The following is a 17,016-nucleotide window of genomic DNA, read 5'->3' on the forward strand; positions in this document are numbered from 1 at the left end:
AATCGGATCAAGGTCATCAAACGGATGGCTTACGGCTACCGGGACAGCGAATTCTTCTTCATGAAGATCAAGAATGACTTTCCCGGCAATCCGTGAAGAACCTTTTTTTTAAAGCCTCTGCCGTGCGCCGACAGGGGTATGCGCCTTTCATCCGCCGGCCACATAAATTTCAGGCAATCTCTTGCACAACAGATATTATGGTATACCATCAGACAACAAGAGCTGATAACCCTCAACAGGAGCCACCCATGAGTTTCGAAATCCGCAAGATCGTCACCTACTCCGAAGAGACCCGCATCGAAGGCGGCAAGGCTACCGACAAGCCGGTAACCATGGTCGGCCTGGCCGTGGTGATCAAGAACCCGTGGGCCGGTCGCGGTTTTGTCGAAGACCTCAAGCCCGAGATCCGCGCCAACTGCTCCGAGCTGGGTGCCCTGATGGTCGAGCGCCTGTGCGCAGCGATCGGCGGCGCCGACAAGATCGAGGCCTATGGCAAGGCCGCCGTGGTCGGTGCCGACGGTGAGATCGAGCACGCCTCCGCCGTCATCCACACCCTGCGCTTTGGCAACCACTACCGCGAAGCCGTGCAGGCCAAGAGCTACCTGAGCTTCACCAACAAGCGTGGCGGCCCAGGCACCTCGATCCAGATCCCGATGATGCAGAAGGACGACGAAGGCCTGCGCTCGCACTACATCACCCTGGAAATGCAGATCGAAGACGCCCCGCGCGCCGACGAGATCGTCGTGGTCCTGGGCGCCGCCGACGGCGGCCGTCTGCACCCGCGCATCGGCAACCGCTACATCGACCTGGAAGAACTGGCCGCCGAAAAAGCCAACGCTCAATAACAACAACCAGACGGGCCGGGGCGTTGCGTGCAAGCACTGCCGCCACGCCCGACCTTCAAGGAGCGCCCTCCATGATTCAGCCTGTTGCTGAACGTACACCCGCCGGGACCAGCTACCTGAGCCTCGGCCAGGGCCAACCCGTGGTGCTGATCCACGGCGTGGGTCTGAACAAGGAAATGTGGGGCGGACAGTTCGTGGGCCTGGCCAGCGACTACCGCGTCATCGCCTACGACATGCTCGGCCATGGCCAAAGCCCGCGCCCTGACGCCGACACCGACCTTGCCGGCTACGCCGCGCAGCTGGCCGAGTTGCTCGACCACCTGCAGATCCCGCAGGCCACGGTCATCGGCTTCTCCATGGGCGGCCTGGTCGCCCGTGCCTTCGCCCTGCACTACCCTCGGCGCCTGGCGGCGCTGGTGGTGCTCAACAGCGTGTTCAACCGCAGCCCCGAGCAGAGCGCCGGCGTCATCGCCCGTGCCGCCCAGGCTGCCGAGCACGGCCCGGACGCCAATGCCGAAGCGGCGCTGGCACGCTGGTTCAGCCGCGAATACCAGGCCGCCAACCCGGCCCAGGTCGCGGCCATTCGTCAGACCCTGGCCGGCAACGACCCGCAGGGTTATCTGACCACCTATAAATTGTTCGCCACCCAGGACATGTACCGCGCCGATGACCTGGGCAGCATCCAGGTACCGACCCTGATCGCCACCGGCGAGCACGACCTGGGCTCGACCCCTGAGATGACCCGCCAGCTGGCGGCGCGCATCCCAGGCGCGCGCAGTGTGGTGCTGGCCGAGCAACGCCACATGATGCCGGTCGAGGCGCCACGCGAAGTCAACAAGATGCTGCTGGACTTCCTGGCGCACGCCCGCACCCTCACCGAATCCGCCAAGGGGATTGTTGCATGACCCTCGTACGTTTCCAGATGTGCATCGACGGCCAATGGTGCGATGCACAGAGCGGCAAGACCTTCGACAGCCTCGACCCGGCCACCGCCAAGGCCTGGGCGCAATTGCCAGACGCTGATGAAGCCGATGTGGAGCTGGCCGTGCAGGCCGCCCAACGCGCCTTCGACAGCAAGGCCTGGCGTGGCCTGACCGCCACCGCGCGAGGCAAGCTGCTGCGCCGGCTGGGCGATCTGATCGCCGAGAACAAAGAGCACCTGGCCCAGCTGGAAAGCCGCGACAACGGCAAGCTGATCCGCGAGACCCGCGGCCAGGTCGGTTACCTGCCGGAGTTCTTCCATTACACCGCAGGGCTTGCGGACAAGCTCGAAGGCGGCACCCTGCCCCTGGACAAGCCCGACCTGTTCGCCTACACCGTGCACGAGCCGATCGGCGTGGTGGCCGGGATCATTCCCTGGAACAGCCCGCTGTACCTGACCGCCATCAAGCTCGCTCCCGCCTTGGCGGCCGGCAACACCATCGTGCTCAAGCCTTCCGAACATGCTTCGGCGACCATCCTGGAACTGGCCCGCTTGGCCCATGAGGCTGGCTTCCCGGCAGGCGTGGTCAACGTGGTGACCGGCTTCGGCCCGAGCACCGGCGCAGCGCTCACCCGTCACCCGCTGGTGCGCAAGATCGCCTTCACCGGCGGCGCCGCCACAGCGCGCCATGTGGTGCGCAGCAGCGCCGAGAACTTCGCCAAGCTCTCTCTGGAACTGGGCGGCAAATCGCCGAACATCATCTTCGCCGATGCCGACCTGGACAGCGCCATCAATGGCGCCGTGGCCGGCATCTATGCCGCCTCCGGCCAGAGCTGCGTGGCAGGCTCCCGCCTGCTGGTACAGGACGAGATCTTCGATGAGTTCGTCTCGCGCCTGGTCGAGCGCGCCAAGCGCATCCGCATCGGCAACCCGCAGGACGACGCCAGCGAAATGGGCCCCATGGCCACCGCTCAGCAACTGGCCGTGGTCGAAGGCCTGGTCGCCGCCGCCAAAGCCGAGGGCGCCAAGCTGCACCTGGGCGGCAAGCGCGCGCAGGTCGAGGGTGACGGCTGGTTCTACGAGCCGACCCTGTTCGAGTGCGATAGCAACTCGATGAAGATCATGCAGGAAGAAGTCTTCGGCCCGGTCGCGGCGGTGATCCGCTTCAAAACTGAAGAAGAAGCCCTGGCGATCGCCAACGACTCGCAGTTCGGCCTCGCCGCCGGTATCTGGACCCGCGACCTGGGCCGCGCCCATCGCCTGGCCCGTGACGTGCGCTCGGGGATCATCTGGGTCAACACCTACCGCGCGGTCTCGGCCATGGCGCCGATCGGCGGCTTCAAGAACAGCGGCTACGGCCGTGAGAGTGGCATCGACTCGGTGCTCGCCTATACCGAGCTGAAGACGGTGTGGATCAACCTCTCCACCGCGCCCATGCCCGACCCGTTCGTGATGCGTTAACGAGGGAGCACCAAGATGATCGAACCTGGCATCTACAAAGACGTGATGGGCTCCTTCCCCTCCGGCGTCACGGTGGTCACCACCCTGGACGCCGAGGGGGGCATCGTCGGCATCACCGCCAGCGCCTTCAGCGCGCTGTCGATCGACCCGGCGCTGGTGCTGTTCTGCCCCAACTACGCCTCTGACACCTACCCGATCCTGCGTGACAGCAAGCAGTTCGCCATCCATTTGCTGTCCGCCGACCAGACCGCCGAGGCCTACGCCTTCGCCGGTAAAGGCAAGGACAAGGCCAAAGGCATCGACTGGCACCTGAGCGAGCTGGGTAACCCCTTGCTGGCCCAGGCCACGGCGATCATCGAGTGCGAACTGTGGCGCGAGTACGACGGCGGTGACCACGCGATCATCGTCGGCCAGGTGAAGAACCTGGTACTGCCGGCCGAGCCGGTCACGCCGATGGTCTACCACAAGGGCAAGCTCGGCGCCCTGCCCCCGCTGGGCTGATGATCCGCGTTGGCCTCTTCGCGGGTAAACCCGCACACAAGTACTGCACAGGCTTCAGCATCCGTGCGATCCCTGTGGGAGCGGGTTCACCCGCGAAGAAGCCAACACCGATGACCCTGTTTTGACCCGGAGTACGGCACATGAGCAATGAAAAGTACGAAAAAGGCCTGCAGATCCGCACCCAGGTGCTGGGCGAGGATTACGTCAATCGCTCGATCCAGAACGCCGACGACTTCACCAAGCCCTTGCAAGAGCTGGTCACCGAGTACTGCTGGGGCCATGTCTGGGGCCGCGACGGCTTGTCGCTCAAAGAGCGCAGCATGATAAACTTGGCCATGATTTCCGCGCTCAACCGGCCCCACGAGCTCAAGCTGCACATTCGCGGCGCCTTGCGAAATGGCCTGAGCCGTGAACAGATACGCGAGATCCTGCTCCAGGTCGGCATTTATTGCGGCGTGCCCGCGGCGGTGGACAGCTTCCGCCTGGCCCGCGAAGCGTTCGCCGAGGCCGATGCGGAGTCAACCCGTTAACAGCGGGCTGTTCGAACCACGCAAGGAGAGCGCCCCAGGTTCGTGGTGCTCCCCGGTTGTGGCCAGACAGCCTCATTCAGAGCGCACTCGATGAAACGCCAGCCCCTCGACGACAGCTTCAAGGTCAACCGCAACCCCGTTACCCTGCGCGAAATCGTGCTCGACAAACTGCGCGGGGCGATCATGAACTTCCACCTGCTGCCCGGCGATCGCCTGGTCGAGCGCGACCTCTGCGACCGCCTCGGCGTCAGCCGTACCTCGGTGCGTGAAGCCCTGCGCCACCTGGAGTCCGAAGGCCTGGTGGAGTTCGCCGACGCCAAGGGCCCACGGGTGGCGATCATCACCCTGGAGGACGCGCGCGACATCTACGAGCTGCGCTGCGTGCTCGAAGGCTTGATCGTCCAGCTGTTCACCCTCAACGCCAAGGCCAAGGACATCCGCGCCCTGGAACGCGCCCTGGAGGTCAACCGCGAAGCCCTCGAAGAAGGCGAGCTGCAACAGGTGCTCGAATCGGTACAAGGCTTCTATGACGTGCTCCTGGAAGGATCCGGCAACCAGGTCGCCGCCCAACAGCTGCGCCAGCTGCAGGCGCGCATCAGCTACCTGCGCGCCACCTCGGTATCCCAGCAAAACCGCCGCGGCGCCAGCAACCAGGAGATGGAAAAGATCGTCGAGGCGATCAAGAGCGGCAATCCCCAGCTCGCCCACCAGGCCTCGGTCGACCATGTGCGCGCCGCCGCCAAGGTGGCTCTGGAGTACCTGCGCCAGAAGCAGGACGACAACGCCAAGGTCCGTGACATCGTCGAACCCCTGGCCCTCAAAGACCCTCGCATAGGCCGCTGATCATGCCCGCCGCCCCGCGCTACTGCCCGCACTGCACTACAGCGCTCGCCCGGGGCGTGCCCACCGGCGATACCCATGAACGCCTGCACTGCACCGGGTGCGGCTACGTCCACTACATCAACCCCAAGATCATCGCCGGCTGCATCATCGAGCGCGACGGCAAGTACCTGTTGTGCCAGCGCGCCATCCCGCCGCGTCCCGGCACCTGGACCTTGCCGGCGGGCTTCATGGAGGCTGGCGAGACTACCGAGCAGGCGGCCCTGCGCGAGGTCTGGGAAGAAAGCGGCGTGCGCGGCGAGATCGTCTCGCCCTATTCGATCTTCAGCGTGCCGAAGATCAGCGAGGTCTACATCATCTTCCGTGCCATCGCCACGGAAGAAACCGGCCAGTATGGCCCCGAGACCCTCGCCTACCGCTTCTTCGAGCCCGACGAGATCCCCTGGGACGAAATCTACTACCCCGCCATCCGGCAGATTCTCGAGCGCTACATCCTCGAACGCCAGGCCGGGGTCTATGGCATCTACATGGGCAACGACGACACCGGCAAGGTGCATTTCATCCGCTAGTTGGTTGGCCGCTTACCTTAGGGGCAGGCTGCCGTCCATCAACCGCGATGAATCCAGGCTGCTTCATCACCATTGGGCCAGCAGCTTCAGCGCATCTGCCCGACAATCAGCCCCACCGCAATCAGGATCATCACCAGCCCCGACATCCGCCCCACCACCCTGGCCGCCGCCGGCCGGGTGCGCAGCACGGCCTTGGCGCCGTAACCCACCATCAGGTACACCACCAGCGAACTGGCCAGGTGCACCAGGCCCAGTAGCAATATCTGCATCCAGACCGGCCAGCTCGATGCCGGGTCGGTGAATTGCGGCAACAGCGCAACAAACAACAGGAACACCTTGGGATTCAGGCCGCTCACGCAAAACCCTTTCAATGCCCAGCGCGATCCACTCTCCTGCGCCTGCGACGCACCGGCCTGCGGTACGGAGGGGCTCAGCAGCAGGTTGCCGCCCAGCCACAGCAGGTAGGCGCACCCCGCCAACGTCAGCAATGACAACGCCAGTGGATGCCCGGCGATCAAGCTGCCGACACCCGCCGCAACGATCAACGTCGCCAGGAAATGCCCCGACAGCATGCCCGCCACTGCAGGCATCACCCAACGTCCGCGCATGCCCGCCGAGATGGCATAGGCCCAGTCCGCGCCAGGGGTGATCACAAACAACATCGATACAGCCCAGAACGCCGTCAACACACTGATTGCCACTTCGAATCTTCCTTCACACGCAGTTGAGTGAAAAAAGATTACGGATTTCATCGGGGGATTTTCTTTCGTATATTCCCGTCACACCTTAAAACTATGGAAGATTCTTCCCCATGGACAGAACAGATCGAAAGATTCTTGCCGAGCTGCAAAAAGATGGTCGGCTCTCGGTGACCGAACTGGCCGATCGTGTGGGCCTTAGCCTCTCGCCCTGCCACCGCCGGCTCAAGGCCCTGGAGGAGTCCGGCGCGATCCTGGGCTATCACGCGCGTCTGGCACCCAGCGCACTGGGCCTGAATTTCGCCGCACTGGTGTTCGTGACCTTGCGCGAGGTCACCCGCCAGCCCGTGGCGGACTTCGAGGCGGCGGTGGCGGCGATCCCGCAGATCGTCGAGGCCCAGCGCCTGTTCGGCGACCCGGACTACCTGCTGCATGTGGTGGCCCGCGATCTGCCGGCCTTCCAGAAGCTATACGACGAACAGCTCACCAGCATTCCCAATGTGCAGCGGCTGAGCTCCACCTTGGTCATGAAGGAAGTGCTTCCGGATCGGCAACTGCCCATGTAGGAATGTACAGCGCCGGAGCATTGACCTGGTTCCCCCCACCCCTTGCATTCGCCGTTTGCTAACCGTTTGTCAGCCTTAGTTTTTTTAACGTTTGTGGGCACATATTTACTAATTTATCGATCCCTTCCTACCCCTCATGATCGGGCTTACAAGAACGCGTCGCCCTTTGCCGGCCCGCACCCGGGGACATTTCCGCGCCCCCTCCCTGCCTTGGAGTCCGTCATGACCCGTGCAGCTACATCGGCACCCCTCATAGAAAAACACACGATCGGATACGTGCCCCCGCAAGACCGCCATGGAAAGGTAAGGGATCTGTTCACACTCTGGTTCGGGGGCAACATCGCGCCCCTGCCCATCGTCACCGGTGCCCTGGGCGTGCAACTGTTCCACCTCAACCTGGTATGGGGCATCGTCGCCATCCTGGTCGGCCACCTGGTGGGCGGCGTGCTGATGGCGCTGCACTCGGCCCAGGGCCCACAAATGGGTATCCCACAGATGATCCAGAGCCGCGCCCAGTTCGGCTCGCTCGGCGCACTGCTGGTGGTGGTGATCGCCGGGGTCATGTACATCGGTTTTTTCGCCTCCAACATCGTGCTGGCCGGCAAGTCGCTGCATGGCGTGGTCGACACCGTCCCGGTGCCGGTGGGCATCGTCATAGGCGCGCTGGGCTCAGGCATCATCGGCATCATCGGCTACCGCTTCATCCATGTGCTCAACCGCATTGGCACCTGGGTGCTGGGCATCGGCATCGTGGTGGGCTTTGGTTACATCTTCACCCACGTACAGAGCGATGACTTCCTGACCCGCGGCAGCTTCAACATCTCCGGCTGGCTGGCCACCGTGTCGCTGGCGGCGCTGTGGCAGATCGCCTTTGCGCCCTATGTGTCCGACTACTCGCGCTACCTGCCGGCCGACGTGAAGGTATCGTCGACCTTCTGGACCACCTACCTGGGCTCGGCCCTGGGTTCGAGCCTGTCGTTCGTGTTCGGTGCGGTGGCGGTACTGGCGATCCCGGCGGGCATGGACACCATGGACGCGGTCAAACTTGCCACCGGCGCCATCGGCCCGCTGATGCTGGTGCTGTTCCTGCTCAGCGTGATCAGCCACAACGCGCTCAACCTGTATGGCGCGGTGCTGTCGATCATCACCCTGGTGCAGACCTTCGCCTACCGCTGGATTCCTACCGCCAAGAGCCGCGCAGTGCTGTCGCTGGTCGTGCTGGCAGCCTGCTGCGTGGTGGCGGTGTTCGCCTCGGCGGACTTCATCGGCCACTTCGTCGACATGGTGCTGGTGCTGCTGGTGGTACTGGTGCCGTGGACAGCGATCAACCTGATCGACTTCTATGTCATTCACAAAGGCGACTACGACATCCAGTCGATCTTCAAGGTCGATGGCGGTATCTACGGGCGCTACAACCCTCAGGCCCTGATCGCCTACGCGGTGGGTATCGCCGTGCAGATTCCGTTCATGAACACCCCGCTTTACGTGGGCCCGGTGTCCGCCCACATCGACGGCGCCGACCTGTCGTGGCTGGTAGGCCTGCTGGTCACCTCGCCGCTGTACTGGTGGCTGGCGACGCGCGACAGCGCCTACCGCCGCCGGCAGATGAGCGCCAAGCTCGCCGCTGGGGTTTGACGTTCAGCGTGACCTGAAAAACAGAAGACCCGCCCTGGCGGGTCTGCTGTTTTTTGGGGTTTGCGATATCACCTACAGGGACACTTGATTCACCTGATAGCGATCGATGCAACCCATCGCCAGCATGCCCGCTCCTCGGACAAGGAGTTCCCCATGCAAAAACTGCCACTCGTCAAGTTCATCGCCCCTCGCATCAACCGCAAGCTCGTCGCCACGATCACCCTCCCGCTACTCGCCCTTGGCGGTCTCGCGGTGCTGTTCAACAGTGTGTTCTTCTACAACGAAGCAGGTCAGATGACCCATGTGCGCACGATCTTCGGCGAAGAGAAGGTGGTCGAGGACGTGGGCTATGCCACCCAATGGTTCGGACGCAGCACGGTCTGGCGCCGCACCATCGGTGTTCAGTCGGCCCTGCAGGCGGACCTTCAGGACACCCGCGGCGGGCACCCTTCGATCGTCCTGCCAAACCTGCCCATCGTGTTCCTGGGTAACGTCGATGCCAAGGCCGAGTTCAGCACCCAGTTTCGCCTGCCATCGGGCGAGGCCTTCCTCAAGATCGCCCAGGAGTACCGAACGCCAGACAACTTCCTGCAACGCGCCCTGCTACCTGCGGTCAAGGAAACCCTGCAGGCCACGGCTTCGTTGATGAGCGCCGACGATTACTACGCCGGCAACCGCAGCCACTTCGGTGCCGAATTCGAAAACCAGTTACGCAACGGCCTGTACCTGACCAGCCGCAAGGAAGTGCGCATCAAACGCGACGCCTTACCGGCACAAACGGCCATTCTGCAGGCCGGCACCGACCAGGGCAGTTTTGGCGACAACACGGCCACCCGCTTCATCATCGAGAAAAAACTCGACAAGCACGGCCAGGAGCTACGCAAACAGCAGCAATTTCGCCTCTACGGTGTAGAAGTCGTCGACGCCCGGGTCACCCACATCGACCCCAACCCCCAATACCAGCAACGAATGGTCCGGGTGCAGCAGGCCTTGGCGGAGCTGGCGGTGGCTCGGCAAAACCGGCTCAAGGAAGAAGAAGAAAAAGAATTGGTCTCCGCCCGGGGCGCCAAGGATGTCGAGGCCAAACGCCAGGAGAGCCTGCGCCAGCAGATCGAACGCACCACCGAGGCAGAGACGGAAAAACAGCTCACGCTGATCAACGCCGAGCGGGAAAAGCGGCGCGCCGAGATCGATAAGCAGACGGCGGAGCTGTTGCGCGACAAGGCCCGGGTCAACGCCGAGGCGACCAAGATCACCGCCGACGCCGAAGCCTATGCTCGCGAGGCGTCCCTGAAGGCCGACGGTGCCTTGCAAAACAAGCTCGATGCGTTGGTGCAGATCAACAAGGCCTGGGCCGATGCCGCTGCACGGGCCCCTGTGCCCAATGTAATGATGGGCGGTGGCGACGCGAGCATCGGTCGCCAGGATGAAATGAGCAAGCTCATGAGCATACTCGCCACCAAGGCGGCCAAAGACCTCGCCATAGACCTCAAGACGCCCTGAACCCTGCGTTCATTGCGCCCTGCAGCGTCAGGGCGCAATGCCCTCGACGATGATCACCTCGGCCTTCGCCACACCCTGCCGATGCCGGCACGCCTCCTGATACGCCTCGGAGCGGTAACACGCCAGCGCCTGTTCGTATGAATCGAATTCGATCACCACGCTACGCTGTGGAGTGGGCCGTCCTTCCATCGCCTCGCTGCGCCCACCGCGGGCCAGCAGGCGCCCGCCAAATGCGGCGAAGGCTGCCGGGGCGCGCTGGGTGTATTGCTGGTATTGCTCGGGGTCGGTGACGTCCACATGGGCGATCCAGTAAGCCTTCATCCATCGCTCTCCTGTAAAAGGTTATTTGTGTATGATGGTATACCATAAAAATCACCCTACCACAGCGAGTGTGCAGCATGGCTTTCAACAGCATCGAAGAACTCCTCGAGGATTATCGCCAGGGCAAGATGGTCCTGCTGGTGGACGACGAGGACCGTGAAAACGAAGGCGACCTGCTGATCGCCGCCGAGCGCTGTGACGCCCAGGTGATCAACTTCATGGCCCGCGAGGCGCGCGGACTGATCTGCCTGACCCTGACCGACGAACACTGTCAGCGGCTGGGCCTTGAGCAGATGGTGCCGGCCAACGGCAGTGTGTTCAGCACAGCGTTCACCGTTTCCATCGAGGCCGCCACGGGCGTCACCACCGGCATCTCCGCCGCCGACCGGGCCCGCACCGTCGCCGCGGCCATGGCGCCCGACGCACGCCCCGAGGACCTTGTCCAGCCGGGGCATATCTTCCCTCTGCGCGCTCGCGAAGGCGGCGTGCTGACCCGCGCCGGACACACCGAAGCCGGCTGCGACCTGGCACGTCTGGCCGGGTTCACGCCCGCCTCGGTGATCGTCGAGGTGCTCAACGACGACGGCACCATGGCCCGCCGCCCGGACCTTGAACTGTTCGCTGAACGCCACGGCATCAAGATCGGCACCATCGCCGACCTGATCCACTACCGCCTGAGCAACGAGCAGACCATCAAGCGCATCGGCGAACGTGAACTGCCCACCGTGCACGGCACCTTCCGCCTGGTGACCTACGAGGACCGCATCGACGGTGGCGTACACATGGCCATGGTGATGGGTGATATCCGCCGGGAGCAACCCACCCTGGTGCGGGTGCATGTGATCGACCCCTTGCGCGATCTGGTCGGTGCCGAATACGCAGGCCCCGCCAACTGGACCTTGTGGGCGGCCTTGCAGAAGGTCGCCAGCGAAGGCACCGGCGTGGTTGTGATCCTGGCCAACCACGAGTCCTCCCAGGCCCTGCTCGAGCGCGTGCCGCAGTTGACCCAGCCGACCAAGCCGTTCCAGCGGGGTCAGTCGAAGGTGTATTCCGAAGTCGGCACAGGCGCCCAGATTCTCCAAGACCTGGGCGTCGGCAAACTGCGCCACCTGGGGCCGCCGCTCAAATACGCGGGCCTGGCCGGGTACGAGCTGGAGGTGGTGCAGAGCATTCCGTTCGAGCCCGCAGCGTTCAACTGAGCCGACACCACTGTCTTGCCCTGCGGTGTCTTCTTCGCGGGTAAACCCACTCCACAGGTAGCGCGGACCCTGTGGGAGCGGGCTCACCCGCGAATGCGTCAGTGGGTTCACCACTGCATTCGCGGTAAACCCCTACAACCCACCGCATGCAAAACGCCACGCCGTTCCTCAGGAGGACGGCGTGGCGTTTCGCTGAATGGCACCGCCGTTTTTAGTGATGGCCGGTCGCCCTCGACCTCTTGCGAAAAGTTTGGAATACCATAATATGATATCCCGTAGACCTTGAATTTTTGGCCACACCTACACTTCAAAAAACGGCCATGCGACATCGTTGGAAAGCTGCTCCCCGAATACATGGCGGGCGACAGGAAGCCCGCTCAAATAACAAAAGCAATGAGGGCGTTAACCATGCTGTTGAGCAAACGAGTCACCGCAGTGCTGTCCGCCAGTCTGCTGTCCCTGGCCTGCCAAACCACCCTGGCCGCTGACAGCATGAGCTTCGTCAGCTGGGGCGGTACCACCCAGGATGCCCAGAAACAGGCATGGGCCGAACCCTTCAGCGAAAGCAGCAAGATCAAGGTCGTGCAGGACGGCCCTACCGACTACGGCAAGCTCAAGGCCATGGTCGAGAGCGGCAACGTGCAGTGGGACGTGGTCGACGTCGAAGCGGACTTCGCCCTGCGCGCCGCCAGCGAAGGCCTGCTCGAGCCGCTGGACTTCACCACCATCCAGCGCGATCGCATCGACCCACGCTTCGTGTCCGACCATGGCGTCGGTTCGTTCTTCTTCTCCTTCGTGCTCGGCTACAACGAAGGCAAGCTCGGCGCCAACAAACCGGTGGACTGGTCGGCCCTGTTCGACACCAAGACCTACCCCGGCAAGCGCGCCCTCTACAAATGGCCAAGCCCCGGCGTGCTGGAGCTGGCCCTGCTGGCCGATGGCGTACCGGCCGACAAGCTCTACCCCCTGGACCTGGACCGCGCCTTCAAGAAACTCGACACCATCAAGAAAGACATCGTCTGGTGGGGCGGCGGCGCTCAGTCCCAGCAACTGCTGGCCTCCGGTGAAGCGTCCCTGGGCCAGTTCTGGAACGGCCGGGTCTACGCCCTGCAACAGGACGGTGCCCCGGTGGGCGTGAGCTGGAAACAGAACCTGGTCATGGCCGATTTCCTGGTCATCCCCAAAGGCGCCAAGAACAAGGACGCGGCCATGAAGTTCCTGGCCAACGCCAGCAGCGCCAAGGGCCAGGCGGATTTCGCCAACCTCACCGCCTACGCCCCGGTCAACCTCGACAGCATCGCCCAGCTCAAGCCTGAGCTGGCACCGAACCTGCCGACTGCCTATGCCCAGGACCAGGTGACCTTGGACTTCGCCTACTGGGCGAAGAACGGCCAAGCCATCGCGGCCCGCTGGAATGAGTGGCTGGTCAAATGAAAGTTGCCATCAATGCCCTGCACAACGCCCAAGGTGCCCCCAGCGGCACCGGCGCCCCGGGGGCGGCCGTGCGCCGCCCTCCTCTGAGTCAGCGCTGGCGTGGCAGCCGCAACCTGCTGCCGGCCCTGCTGTTTCTGGGCCTGTTCTTCTTCGCCCCGCTGATCGGCCTGTTGCTGCGCGGCGTGCTCGAACCCGTACCGGGGCTGGGCAACTATGAACAGCTGTTCGCCAACTCGGCCTATGCGCGGGTGCTGTTCAACACCTTCTCGGTGGCGGGCCTGGTGACCCTGATCAGCGTGCTGCTGGGCTTCCCGCTGGCCTGGGCGATCACCCTGGTGCCTCGTGGCTGGGGCCGCTGGCTGCTGAACATCGTGCTGCTGTCGATGTGGACCAGCCTGCTGGCGCGCACCTACTCCTGGCTGGTGCTGCTGCAGGCCTCGGGGGTGATCAACAAGGTGTTGATGGCACTGGGCATCATCGATGCGCCGCTGGAGATGGTGCACAACCTCACCGGCGTGGTGATCGGCATGAGCTACATCATGATCCCGTTCATCGTGCTGCCGCTGCAGGCGACCATGCAGGCCATCGACCCGATGGTGCTGCAGGCGGGCTCGATCTGCGGCGCGAGCCCCTGGACCAACTTCTGGAAGGTGTTCATCCCACTGTGCCGCTCGGGGCTGTTCTCCGGCGCGCTGATGGTGTTCGTCATGTCGCTCGGTTACTACGTGACCCCCGCCCTGCTCGGTGGCGCGCAGAACATGATGCTGCCTGAATTCATCGTCCAGCAGGTGCAGTCGTTCCTCAACTGGGGCCTGGCCAGTGCCGCCGCCGCGTTGCTGGTGCTGATCACCCTGGTGCTCTTCTACTTCTACCTGAAGCTGCAGCCGGAGTCCCCGGTCGGCAACGCGAGGTAAACCGCCATGCTCCTGACTCCCAATGCCATGGGCCGGCCGCTGCGCACAGGCCTGTACCTGACCACCGGGGTGATCGCAGCCTTCCTGCTGCTGCCAATCCTGTTCATCGTGCTGCTGTCGTTCGGCTCGTCCCAGTGGTTGGTGTTCCCGCCACCAGGCTGGACCTTGAAGTGGTACGGCCAGTTCTTTTCCAACCCTGAATGGATGGACGCAGCGCTGGCCAGCCTCAAGGTCGCCGTGCTCACCACGGTCTGCGCGGTCCTGCTGGGCCTGCCCACTGCCTTCGCCCTGGTGCGCGGGCGCTTCCCCGGCCGTGAGCTGCTCTATGGCCTGTTCACCCTGCCGATGATCGTGCCGCTGGTGATCATCGCCGTGGCGGTGTACGCGCTGTTTCTCAAGCTCGGCTACACCGGCACGCTGTTCTCCTTCGTGGTCAGCCACGTCATCGTCGCGCTGCCCTTCACCATCATCTCGATCATCAACTCGCTCAAGCTGTTCGACCAGTCGATCGAGGATGCCGCGGTGATCTGCGGTGCCTCGCGCTTGCAGGCGATCTTCAAGGTGACCTTCCCGGCGATCCGCCCGGGGATGATCGCCGGTGGCCTGTTCGCCTTTTTGGTCTCGTGGGACGAGGTGGTGCTCAGCGTGATGATGGCCAGCCCCACCCTGCAGACCCTGCCCGTGAAAATGTGGACCACCCTGCGCCAGGACCTGACCCCCGTGATCGCCGTCGCCTCGACGCTGCTGATCGGCCTGTCGGTCCTGGTCATGGTCATCGCCGCCGCCCTGCGCCGGCGCAACGAAGTCAGCGCCTGAGCGCCCGGAGACAACAACAATGAGTGCAGTGATGAAAGATGCCGCGCCCGCCAAGACCCTGGTCAGCCTGCGCAACCTGAACAAGCACTACGGCGATTTCGCCGCAGTGGACAACATCGACCTGGAGATCCAGGACGGCGAATTCCTGACCTTCCTCGGCTCCAGCGGCTCGGGCAAGTCCACCACCCTGTCGATGCTGGCCGGCTTCGAGACGCCCAGCAGCGGCGAGATCCTGGTGGACGGCCAGTCGCTGGTGAAGGTGCCGCCGCACAAGCGCGACATCGGCATGGTGTTCCAGCGCTACTCGCTGTTCCCGCACCTGTCGGTGCGCGACAACATCGCCTTCCCCTTGGCGATCCGCAAGCAGAGCGCCGCCGAGACCGCCAAGCGGGTCGACGCCATGCTCAAGCTGGTGCAACTGGAAAAATTCGCCCATCGCCGGCCGGCCCAGCTCTCCGGCGGCCAGCAGCAACGGGTCGCCATCGCCCGCGCGCTGGTGTACGAGCCGCGCATCCTGCTGATGGACGAACCGCTCGGTGCGCTGGACAAGAAGCTGCGCGAAGACCTGCAGGACGAGCTGCGCCAGTTGCATCGACGCCTGGGGATCACCATCGTCTACGTGACCCACGACCAGGAAGAAGCCATGCGCCTGTCCCAGCGCATCGCGATCTTCAGCCACGGCAAGATCGTGGGCCTGGGCACTGGCTATGACCTGTACCAGAACCCGCCGAATGCCTTCGTGGCCTCGTTCCTGGGCAACTCCAACTTCCTGCGGGTCAAGGCCAGCAGCCATGGCGCCGCCGCGTTCGAAGGGCAGTCCTTGGCGATCCGCCTGACCACGGGTCTCAATGCCGGGCAGGACGCGCTGATCATGGTGCGTCCGGAAAAAGCCCTGGCCCTGAGCGCCGAGCAGGCGGCCCGCGAGCCATTGCCCGCCGGCTGGAACGAAGTGACCGCCAAGGTGGGCGAGGTGTTGTTCCTGGGCGAGAGCCAAACCTGCCATGTGGTGACCGCTGGCGGCACCGAAATGACCGTCAAGGCGCTCTCGGCGGCCGGCATGCCGATGCAACCAGGGGACACCGTAAAAGTCCGCTGGGCGGTGGCCGATGCCTGCATCTACACCGAGTGGGCCGAAAGCGACCTCAGCAAGGCCGCCGGCGCGCATTGATCAGCGCCAGGCGCAGAGCGTATCGGTCTATTCACGGACAAACCCGCGTCCACAGGCACAGCGGTGTCATTGAGCACACCGCGCAACCCTGTGGGGGTTTACCCGCGAACGGAAAAACGCTGAACATCAAGGTTCACACAGGCAGTTGATACCGCTCGGCAAAGTACTGCCGGAAGAACTCCACCGCCACCCGCACCTTGGCCGACCCGGCCAGGGGCGTGGTGTACACCGCCCAGATATCCGCCGCCTGCTGGTAGTCCTCCAGCACCTGCACCAGTCGCCCATCGGCGATGCTGTCGTGCACATCCCACCACGAGCGCAGCAAGATGCCCCGCCCATCCAGGCACCACTGGTGCGCCACCTCGCCATGGTTGCTGGACAACGGGCCGGTCACCCGCACGTTTTCCTCGCCGGCAGGCCCCTCCAGGTGCCACACACCGAAGGGATGGTCACGCTCCTTGATCACCAGGCAGTCATGGCTGGCCAGATCCGCCAGGCTCCGAGGCGTACCCCGCCGCGCCAGATAGCCCGGTGCCGCGCACAGCACCCGGCGGTTGCGCGCCAGGGGCTTGGCGATCAGGTTCGGCGCAATGACGTTGCCGACGCGGATGTCCAGGTCCACCCCCTCGGCAATCAGGTCGATCAGGCGGTCATGCACATCCAGGCGAATGTCGAGCTTCGGATAACGCGCCGCCAGCTCCGACAGCGCCGGGGCGACGAAGCGCCGGCCCAGCCCCAGGCTGCTGGCGATGCGCAACTGCCCGGCCGGTTCGCGCTGGCCGGCGTTGAGGTCATCGTCCATGCGCTGCAGGGCCTCGAAGATCTGCTGCGCCCATTGGTACACCCGCTCGCCCTCTTCACTCACCGTCACCCGCCGGGTGGTGCGGTGCAGCAGGCGTACACCCAAGTTCTCCTCCAGCAGGCGGATGCGTTTGCTGATAAAGGCAGCCGACATGCCGCGCTCGTCGGCCACCGCGGCGAAGCTCGCGCGACGCGCCACCTGCAAGAAGATATCGAGGTCATCGAGGTTAGGCAGATTATTCACGATTCGTGCACCAAGAATTGATGAATCACCGGATTATCTCCGGTTCGTG

Annotated in this window: 19 protein-coding genes; 16 read left to right on the forward strand and 3 right to left on the reverse strand. The window is 64.0% G+C overall.

What is annotated here, in order from left to right; translation table 11 throughout:
- The 8 genes from ACNFCH_RS23085 to ACNFCH_RS23120 all read left to right on the forward strand — a co-directional run.
- The coding region (locus ACNFCH_RS23085) for a transposase (RefSeq protein WP_416742713.1) at positions 1 to 96 on the forward strand (96 nt) is incomplete at its 5' end.
- 152 nt (positions 97 to 248) lie between these two features.
- The gene (locus tag ACNFCH_RS23090) at positions 249 to 845 is read left to right on the forward strand and encodes an amino acid synthesis family protein (protein WP_043212716.1); all 597 of its coding nucleotides are present in this window, start codon (positions 249 to 251) and stop codon (positions 843 to 845) included.
- A gap of 71 nt (positions 846 to 916) precedes the next feature.
- Positions 917 to 1,750 carry an alpha/beta fold hydrolase gene (locus ACNFCH_RS23095; RefSeq protein ID WP_337158460.1) on the forward strand — a complete coding sequence of 278 codons (834 nt, stop codon included), beginning with the start codon at positions 917 to 919 and terminating at the stop codon, positions 1,748 to 1,750.
- Complete coding sequence (locus ACNFCH_RS23100) at positions 1,747 to 3,228, forward strand: aldehyde dehydrogenase (protein ID WP_070094064.1); 1,482 nt, start codon at positions 1,747 to 1,749, stop codon at positions 3,226 to 3,228. The genes ACNFCH_RS23095 and ACNFCH_RS23100 overlap by 4 nt, the downstream gene beginning before the upstream one ends.
- 15 nt (positions 3,229 to 3,243) lie before the next feature.
- The gene (locus tag ACNFCH_RS23105; RefSeq protein ID WP_337158461.1) at positions 3,244 to 3,729 is read left to right on the forward strand and encodes a flavin reductase family protein; all 486 of its coding nucleotides are present in this window, start codon (positions 3,244 to 3,246) and stop codon (positions 3,727 to 3,729) included.
- Between the two features lie 140 nt (positions 3,730 to 3,869).
- Entirely contained in the window at positions 3,870 to 4,259 is a 390-nt protein-coding gene (locus tag ACNFCH_RS23110; protein ID WP_012314144.1) for a carboxymuconolactone decarboxylase family protein, read from the forward strand.
- A 90-nt stretch (positions 4,260 to 4,349) separates the two neighbouring features.
- Positions 4,350 to 5,102, forward strand: coding sequence for a GntR family transcriptional regulator (locus ACNFCH_RS23115; protein WP_196165671.1), 753 nt, complete (start codon positions 4,350 to 4,352; stop codon positions 5,100 to 5,102).
- Positions 5,103 to 5,104: 2 nt separating this feature from the next.
- Positions 5,105 to 5,668 carry an NUDIX hydrolase gene (locus tag ACNFCH_RS23120; RefSeq protein WP_196165670.1) on the forward strand — a complete coding sequence of 188 codons (564 nt, stop codon included), beginning with the start codon at positions 5,105 to 5,107 and terminating at the stop codon, positions 5,666 to 5,668.
- A gap of 86 nt (positions 5,669 to 5,754) precedes the next feature.
- Here the strand turns inward: ACNFCH_RS23120 and ACNFCH_RS23125 are convergent, their stop codons facing one another.
- Positions 5,755 to 6,369 (reverse strand): LysE family translocator, encoded by a 615-nt coding sequence (locus tag ACNFCH_RS23125; protein ID WP_337158462.1) that lies wholly within the window; start codon positions 6,367 to 6,369, stop codon positions 5,755 to 5,757.
- 110 nt (positions 6,370 to 6,479) lie between these two features.
- Between ACNFCH_RS23125 and ACNFCH_RS23130 the strand changes: the two genes are divergently transcribed.
- From ACNFCH_RS23130 to ACNFCH_RS23140, 3 genes are all read left to right on the forward strand, one after another.
- Positions 6,480 to 6,932: an Lrp/AsnC family transcriptional regulator gene (locus tag ACNFCH_RS23130; protein ID WP_070094069.1), complete on the forward strand. Its 453-nt coding sequence runs from the start codon at positions 6,480 to 6,482 to the stop codon at positions 6,930 to 6,932.
- Between the two features lie 222 nt (positions 6,933 to 7,154).
- Positions 7,155 to 8,567, forward strand: a complete 1,413-nt coding sequence (locus ACNFCH_RS23135) for a cytosine permease (protein WP_337158463.1) — start codon at positions 7,155 to 7,157, stop codon at positions 8,565 to 8,567.
- Between the two features lie 153 nt (positions 8,568 to 8,720).
- Entirely contained in the window at positions 8,721 to 10,070 is a 1,350-nt protein-coding gene (locus ACNFCH_RS23140) for an SPFH domain-containing protein (protein WP_416744031.1), read from the forward strand.
- Between the two features lie 27 nt (positions 10,071 to 10,097).
- On the opposite strand, the gene ACNFCH_RS23145 is transcribed toward ACNFCH_RS23140, so the two are convergent.
- The gene (locus tag ACNFCH_RS23145) at positions 10,098 to 10,391 is read right to left on the reverse strand and encodes a DUF1330 domain-containing protein (RefSeq protein WP_196165665.1); all 294 of its coding nucleotides are present in this window, start codon (positions 10,389 to 10,391) and stop codon (positions 10,098 to 10,100) included.
- Positions 10,392 to 10,468: 77 nt separating this feature from the next.
- Between ACNFCH_RS23145 and ribBA the strand changes: the two genes are divergently transcribed.
- From ribBA to ACNFCH_RS23170, 5 genes are all read left to right on the forward strand, one after another.
- Positions 10,469 to 11,590: a bifunctional 3,4-dihydroxy-2-butanone-4-phosphate synthase/GTP cyclohydrolase II gene (gene ribBA / locus ACNFCH_RS23150; RefSeq protein WP_337158465.1), complete on the forward strand. Its 1,122-nt coding sequence runs from the start codon at positions 10,469 to 10,471 to the stop codon at positions 11,588 to 11,590.
- A 408-nt stretch (positions 11,591 to 11,998) separates the two neighbouring features.
- The gene (locus ACNFCH_RS23155) at positions 11,999 to 13,024 is read left to right on the forward strand and encodes a polyamine ABC transporter substrate-binding protein (protein ID WP_416744034.1); all 1,026 of its coding nucleotides are present in this window, start codon (positions 11,999 to 12,001) and stop codon (positions 13,022 to 13,024) included.
- On the forward strand, positions 13,021 to 13,938 hold the full coding sequence (locus ACNFCH_RS23160; RefSeq protein WP_043212687.1) for an ABC transporter permease: 918 nt from the start codon (positions 13,021 to 13,023) through the stop codon (positions 13,936 to 13,938). Before ACNFCH_RS23155 ends, ACNFCH_RS23160 begins: the two co-directional genes overlap by 4 nt.
- 6 nt (positions 13,939 to 13,944) lie before the next feature.
- Positions 13,945 to 14,754, forward strand: coding sequence for an ABC transporter permease (locus tag ACNFCH_RS23165; RefSeq protein WP_070094076.1), 810 nt, complete (start codon positions 13,945 to 13,947; stop codon positions 14,752 to 14,754).
- Positions 14,755 to 14,773: 19 nt separating this feature from the next.
- Entirely contained in the window at positions 14,774 to 15,922 is a 1,149-nt protein-coding gene (locus ACNFCH_RS23170; RefSeq protein ID WP_416744037.1) for an ABC transporter ATP-binding protein, read from the forward strand.
- Between the two features lie 133 nt (positions 15,923 to 16,055).
- On the opposite strand, the gene ACNFCH_RS23175 is transcribed toward ACNFCH_RS23170, so the two are convergent.
- Positions 16,056 to 16,967 carry a LysR family transcriptional regulator gene (locus tag ACNFCH_RS23175; RefSeq protein WP_416744039.1) on the reverse strand — a complete coding sequence of 304 codons (912 nt, stop codon included), beginning with the start codon at positions 16,965 to 16,967 and terminating at the stop codon, positions 16,056 to 16,058.
- Between the last annotated feature and the right edge of the window lie 49 nt (positions 16,968 to 17,016).

The sequence above is a fragment of the Pseudomonas sp. NY15354 genome, from assembly GCF_048068075.1.
Classification (GTDB): Bacteria; Pseudomonadota; Gammaproteobacteria; order Pseudomonadales; family Pseudomonadaceae; genus Aquipseudomonas; species Aquipseudomonas guariconensis_C.

Bases quoted from the DNA above. Each gene is read 5' to 3' on its own strand.
- ACNFCH_RS23090 (WP_043212716.1), top strand. From the start codon at position 249: ATGAGTTTCGAAATCCGCAAGATCGTCACCTACTCCGAAGAGACCCGC.
- ACNFCH_RS23095 (WP_337158460.1), top strand. From the start codon at position 917: ATGATTCAGCCTGTTGCTGAACGTACACCCGCCGGGACCAGCTACCTG.
- ACNFCH_RS23100 (WP_070094064.1), top strand. From the start codon at position 1,747: ATGACCCTCGTACGTTTCCAGATGTGCATCGACGGCCAATGGTGCGAT.
- ACNFCH_RS23105 (WP_337158461.1), top strand. From the start codon at position 3,244: ATGATCGAACCTGGCATCTACAAAGACGTGATGGGCTCCTTCCCCTCC.
- ACNFCH_RS23110 (WP_012314144.1), top strand. From the start codon at position 3,870: ATGAGCAATGAAAAGTACGAAAAAGGCCTGCAGATCCGCACCCAGGTG.
- ACNFCH_RS23115 (WP_196165671.1), top strand. From the start codon at position 4,350: ATGAAACGCCAGCCCCTCGACGACAGCTTCAAGGTCAACCGCAACCCC.
- ACNFCH_RS23120 (WP_196165670.1), top strand. From the start codon at position 5,105: ATGCCCGCCGCCCCGCGCTACTGCCCGCACTGCACTACAGCGCTCGCC.
- ACNFCH_RS23130 (WP_070094069.1), top strand. From the start codon at position 6,480: ATGGACAGAACAGATCGAAAGATTCTTGCCGAGCTGCAAAAAGATGGT.
- ACNFCH_RS23135 (WP_337158463.1), top strand. From the start codon at position 7,155: ATGACCCGTGCAGCTACATCGGCACCCCTCATAGAAAAACACACGATC.
- ACNFCH_RS23140 (WP_416744031.1), top strand. From the start codon at position 8,721: ATGCAAAAACTGCCACTCGTCAAGTTCATCGCCCCTCGCATCAACCGC.
- ACNFCH_RS23145 (WP_196165665.1), bottom strand. From the start codon at position 10,391: ATGAAGGCTTACTGGATCGCCCATGTGGACGTCACCGACCCCGAGCAA.
- ribBA (WP_337158465.1), top strand. From the start codon at position 10,469: ATGGCTTTCAACAGCATCGAAGAACTCCTCGAGGATTATCGCCAGGGC.
- ACNFCH_RS23155 (WP_416744034.1), top strand. From the start codon at position 11,999: ATGCTGTTGAGCAAACGAGTCACCGCAGTGCTGTCCGCCAGTCTGCTG.
- ACNFCH_RS23160 (WP_043212687.1), top strand. From the start codon at position 13,021: ATGAAAGTTGCCATCAATGCCCTGCACAACGCCCAAGGTGCCCCCAGC.
- ACNFCH_RS23165 (WP_070094076.1), top strand. From the start codon at position 13,945: ATGCTCCTGACTCCCAATGCCATGGGCCGGCCGCTGCGCACAGGCCTG.
- ACNFCH_RS23170 (WP_416744037.1), top strand. From the start codon at position 14,774: ATGAGTGCAGTGATGAAAGATGCCGCGCCCGCCAAGACCCTGGTCAGC.